The organism is Microbacterium sp., assembly GCF_049661145.1.
GTDB lineage: Bacteria > Actinomycetota > Actinomycetes > Actinomycetales > Microbacteriaceae > Microbacterium.
Genome location: NZ_JBASZT010000274.1, coordinates 1 through 4,405, shown reverse-complemented (window position 1 = coordinate 4,405; position 4,405 = coordinate 1). Strand labels below are relative to the sequence as shown.

Annotated in this window: 3 protein-coding genes; 2 read left to right on the top strand and 1 reads right to left on the bottom strand. The window is 69.2% G+C overall.

The features are described from left to right. The coding region (locus WBP48_RS11590; protein ID WP_424440570.1) for a GntR family transcriptional regulator at positions 1-611 on the bottom strand (611 nt) is incomplete at its 3' end. Positions 612-759: 148 nt separating this feature from the next. Here WBP48_RS11590 and WBP48_RS11585 point away from each other — a divergent pair. Further along, positions 760-2,457: an L-lactate permease gene (locus tag WBP48_RS11585; RefSeq protein ID WP_424440568.1), complete on the top strand. Its 1,698-nt coding sequence runs from the start codon at positions 760-762 to the stop codon at positions 2,455-2,457. Then, the coding region (locus tag WBP48_RS11580) for an FAD-binding and (Fe-S)-binding domain-containing protein (protein ID WP_424440566.1) at positions 2,454-4,405 on the top strand (1,952 nt) is incomplete at its 3' end. The genes WBP48_RS11585 and WBP48_RS11580, both read left to right, overlap by 4 nt.

Below are 4,405 nucleotides of genomic sequence, written 5' to 3'. Positions count from 1 at the left end.
CGCCCGAGGTGCACGGCCAGCAGCCGCGCCGCTCCTGCCCCGTCGCCCGCCTCCACGAGGTCGAGCAGTCGTTCATGCTCGGCGGCGATGACGCTGGTCGGCAGCAACGACGCACCCTGCACTTGAGACATGCAGAAGACGACCTCCGACGCGAGCGTGTCGTAGAGCAGGCTGACCCGTTCACTGCCGAGTGCCGCGATGAGGCTGCGGTGAAACCGCATGTCGGGCTCGACGATCTCGCGTGACGAAGCCCCGTCGAGAGCGGCGATCTCGGCATTGGCCGCGCGCGCGGCATTCGGGATTCTCCGCTCGGCCGCGAGTCGGCGCAGCACCTCGGACTCGACGATCTCTCGCGTGCGGTAGATGTCGCGGACATCCGCAGGGCTCAACCGCACGACCCGCGCCGTCTTGTGCGCGCTGCGCTCCAGCAGCCGCTCGCGCACGAGGTTCTCGATGGCGGCTTTCGCCGTCGGCCGCGCGACGTCGTAGGCCTCCGCGATCTCGGCCTCGATGAGGGGCGCGCCCGGCTCCAGCTGACCCGACAGCACACGCGAACGCAGCTCGTCGGTGACGGCATCGACGACCGACACGACCGCGAGCTTCACTGCCATGCCGGAATGATAGCCGAGCGCGCATGACATGCGTACTTGACAGGCGGGTCTACTTGTCTGACAATCGACCAAGTCGCCGTTTTGCCAGGTGACCACTTGCTAGGTCGTAGTGCCGCGACAACCAGGCCCCTCAACGTGGAGAGACACCGTGTTCCAGCAGATCCTCGATCCGGTCTTCGGATCCCTCACTCTGTCCGCGCTCGTCGCGGTCATCCCCCTCGCGACGCTCTTCGTCCTGCTGGGGGTCTTCCGCGTCAAGGCGTGGAAGGCCTCACTCATCGGGCTCGCGCTGTCGATCGCTCTCGCCGTGCTGGTGTGGCGCATGCCCCCGGTGCAGACCATGAGCGCGACACTCGAGGGCGCGCTCTACGGTGTCGTGCCGATCCTCTGGATCCTCGTCAACGCGCTGTGGGTGTACCGGCTCACCGTCATCACCGGATGGTTCGAAGTGCTCGGCGCCCGCATCCGCGCCATCAGCGACGACCAGCGCATCCTCGCGATTCTCATCGCGTTCTGCTTCGGCGCGCTCCTCGAGTCGCTCGCCGGCTTCGGCGCACCCGTGGCGATCTCGATCGCGATGCTCGTCGCCGCCGGGATGAAGCCCATGAAGGCGGCGATCGTCTCGCTCCTGGCCAATACGGCCCCCGTGGCCTTCGGCGCGATGGCCGCGCCGATCATCGCGCTGTCCGGTGTCACCGGCATCGACATCCACCTGCTGTCGCAGATGGCGGGGCGCCAGACGCCTTTCCTGGCGATGTTCGTGCCCCTCATCCTCGTCTTCCTCGTCGACGGCCGACGCGGGATCAGGCAGACATGGCCCGTCGCCGTCGTCGCCGGAGTCGCGTTCGCGCTGTCGCAGTTCGTGACCTCGAACTTCATCGCCGTCGAGATCACCGACGTCGTCGCCTCGGTCGTCACCGTCGCGGCCGTGCTCCTCATGCTGCGGGTGTGGAAGCCGTCCGACACCGTCGTGTTCGCCCATGATCACGACGGCCCCGACGACGTCGCGATCCCCGCCGCGCCCGAGGGCGCGCGTATCGCCACCACCAACGTCCGGGTGGCCGCGCCCGCCGTCGTCGACACGGCCCGGTACTCGCAGGCCCGGCTCACCTGGTCGGCGGTCCTGCCGTACATCGTCATCATCGCGGTGTTCGCGCTGTCGCAGATCCCCGTCGTGAAGACCTGGCTCGCCGACGCGACGACCATTCACTTCCCGTGGCCGGGGCTTTCGATCACGGATGCCGCGGGAAACGCCGTCGGCACGGACTACAAGCTCAATGTCGTCGGCACCGGCGGAACCCTGCTGCTCCTGTCGGGCATGATCGTCGCGCTCGCCTACCGGATTCCGCTGCGCCGCGCGGTCGCCGCGTACGGCGAGACACTGCACCAGCTGCGCTTCACGATCGTGACCGTCGCGGCGGTGCTCGCGCTCGCGTATGTCATGAACCTCTCAGGTCAGACCCAGAGCCTCGGCGCCGCACTCGCGGCCACGGGCGCCTTCTTCGCGGTCCTCTCCCCCGTGATCGGCTGGCTCGGCGTCGCCATCACCGGCTCCGACACCTCGTCCAACGCGCTGTTCGGGCTGCTGCAGGTCACGGCCGCGCAGCAGGCGGGCATCAACCCCATCCTCACCGCCGCCGCCAACTCGTCGGCGGGCGTGCTCGGCAAGATGCTCTCGCCGCAGAACCTCGCCGTCGCCGTCGCCGCGGCGTCGATGTCGGGCAAGGAGGGAGACCTCTTCCGCAAGCTCATCGGCTGGAGCCTCGGACTGCTGGCCGTGTTCACCGTGTTCCTGTACCTGCAGTCGACCCCGATCCTGGGGTGGATGGTCCCGGTCGCGCCGTGACCGGATCCATCGCCCCGACAAGACCGGAGTCCGCGGTGCCGGCCGATATCGCCGCGGCCGTCGCAGACGCGTCCCGCATCAGGACGCGCGCGATCGACCGGGTGGCCTACGCGAGCGATGCGTCGCACTTCCTGCTGACCCCGAACGCTGTCGTCGTTGCGCAGGACGCCGCCGAAGTGGCCGCCGTGCTGCGCGGAGCGAACGCGACCGGCACACGCGTGACGTTCCGCTCCGGCGGGACGAGTCTGTCCGGTCAGGCATCCGGCGACGACCTGCTCGTCGACACCCGGCGCGGGTTCCGCCGCATCGACGTGCTAGACGGCGGCCGTCGCGTGCGCGTACAGCCCGGCGCCACCGTACGGCAGGTCAATCTGCGCCTGCTGCGGCACGGCTACCGGCTGGGACCCGATCCCGCCAGCGAAGCCGCCTGCACGATCGGCGGCGTCGTTGCGAACAACTCCAGCGGCATGGCCTGCGGCACCGTCGAGAACACCTACCGGACGCTCGAGTCGATGATCTTCGTCTTGCCCAGCGGAACGAAGATCGACACCGCGGATGCCGACGCCGACGCCCACCTGAAGGCGCGCGAGCCCGAGCTGTTCGAGGGGATCATCCGCCTGCAGCGTCGCGTGCGCTCGAATCCGGAATCGGTCGCGATCATCGAGCGCCAGTTCGCCATGAAGAACACGATGGGCTACGGCGTCAACGCGTTCGTCGACTTCGACTCGCCGGTACAGGTCCTGGCGCACCTCATCATCGGCAGCGAAGGCACCCTCGCGTTCGTCGCCGAGGCGACGTTCCGTACGGTCCCGATCATGCCGCGCATCACGACCGCGCTCGCGGTGTTCCCGACGCTCGATGACGCCACTCGCGCGCTCCCCGCCCTCGTGGACACGCGCGCCGCAACTCTCGAGCTGATGGACTCGACGAGCATCCGCGTGGGGCAGTCCTTCGCCGACGCGCCCGCGCAGATCCTCGGGTTCGAGGTCACGACGCAGGCCGCGCTGCTGGTCGAGTATCACGCGGCGGACGACGACGAACTGACCCGGCTCGCCGCCGCCGGCATGGCGGTGCTGCGTGACGCGCCGCTGCACACGCGCACCGTCTTCTCCCCCGACGCCAAGGCACGCGCGACGGCGTGGAAGCTGCGCAAGGGGTTGTACACCTCGGTCGCCGGTGCCCGCCCGGCCGGCACGACCGCGCTGCTGGAGGACATCGTCGTGCCCGTGCCGTCGCTCGCTCCCACGTGCGATGCGCTGCAGACGCTGTTCGACCGGTACGGCTATCGCGACTCGGTGATCTTCGGGCACGCGAAGGACGGCAACATCCACTTCATGCTCACCGACCGGTTCGAGGGCGACGCCGCGATGGGCCGTTTCGAGGGCTTCACCGAGGAGATGGTCGACCTCGTCCTGGATGCCGGCGGCAATCTCAAGGCCGAGCACGGCACGGGTCGCGTGATGGCACCCTACGTGCGCCGCCAGTACGGCGACGAGCTGTACGACGTGATGCGCACGCTGAAGCGACTGTGCGATCCGTTCGGCATCCTCAATCCGGGCGTGATCATCACCGACGACGCCGCGGCGCATCTGCGGGACTTCAAGCACGCCGCGCCCATCGAGATCGAGGCCGATCGCTGTGTCGAGTGCGGCTACTGCGAACCGGTGTGCCCATCGAAGGACCTCACCCTCACCCCCCGGCAGCGCATCGTCGTGCGGCGCGCGATGGCGCGGGCCACCGCCTCCGGCGACCACGGGCTCGCCGCCCGGCTCGAGCGCGACTACGACTACTCCGGCATCGACACGTGTGCCGTCGACGGCATGTGCGTGACAGCCTGCCCCGTGCTCATCAACACGGGAACCCTCGTCAAGCGGCTGCGCCGCGAGGACCAGAACCCCGTGCTCGCCGCCGGCTGGCAGGCGGCGGCGCACGCGTGGGGCCCCGTCAC